Origin of the sequence: Enterorhabdus sp. P55, assembly GCF_009911695.1 — a bacterium.
GTDB lineage: Bacteria > Actinomycetota > Coriobacteriia > Coriobacteriales > Eggerthellaceae > Enterorhabdus.
Map to the genome: position 1 here is coordinate 1 of NZ_QWKK01000277.1, position 681 is coordinate 681.

General features: G+C 68.3%; 2 protein-coding genes. One reads left to right on the plus strand and one right to left on the minus strand.

The genetic code is table 11. From position 1 onward, the window contains the following. The coding region (locus D1643_RS11260; protein WP_160710673.1) for a hypothetical protein at positions 1-332 on the plus strand (332 nt) is incomplete at its 5' end. On the opposite strand, the gene D1643_RS11265 is transcribed toward D1643_RS11260, so the two are convergent. Next, the coding region (locus D1643_RS11265) for a hypothetical protein (RefSeq protein WP_160710674.1) at positions 329-681 on the minus strand (353 nt) is incomplete at its 5' end. The two genes, D1643_RS11260 and D1643_RS11265, sit on opposite strands and share 4 nt — an antisense overlap.

Here is a 681-nt window from a genome sequence, read left to right on the forward strand (position 1 = left end):
ATTCCGTATCCCAGCCACCGTCCTTCGCCTGCGCGATGCACAACTGCACCAGCTCAGGCGCGCTTCGGGGCTACAAGGTGGGCCGGCTCGTAACTCTCTACATGACGGGCATCCCCGCGCTCTCGGCCGACCTAGCGGCCTGGAACGGCCGTCAGGTCGCCACGGTGCCGGCCGGCTACAGGCCGGCGGCCGAGGCATGGCTCCCGGCCTCGTTCGACCGCGCGGCGGGCTACGTGACCATCGCCACCAACGGCGCCGTGACGATCCACGCGCGCGAGTCCTCGCTGCCCAAGGGGCACGGCTTCGCCGTCGGCGGGTCTTACGTTTGCTAGAGGATGCGCCAGACGGCCGTCACGGCCCTGATGTCGCCGCCGGTGAGCGTGAACGCGGAGCCGAGCCCCGGGCTGGAGGCCTCGCCGATGCCGCACTTGAGGAGCTTGAGGGCGTTGCCGCTGATGTTGACGCGCCCGAAGTAGTAGCGAACCACCCAATTGGCTGAGTCGACCGGCACCTGGAGGAGCGAGAACTCGCGGTTGCCGGACGCGACGCGCACCAGCGCCATATGCCCCGCGCTGTCGGAGAACTCAAGCCCTATCAGCTTGCACGAGCTCAGGCCGTTGATCGTGACGCTCCCGTTCTGTCTGAGGGTGCCCGCCCAAAGCCTCTGGGATACGGAATCCC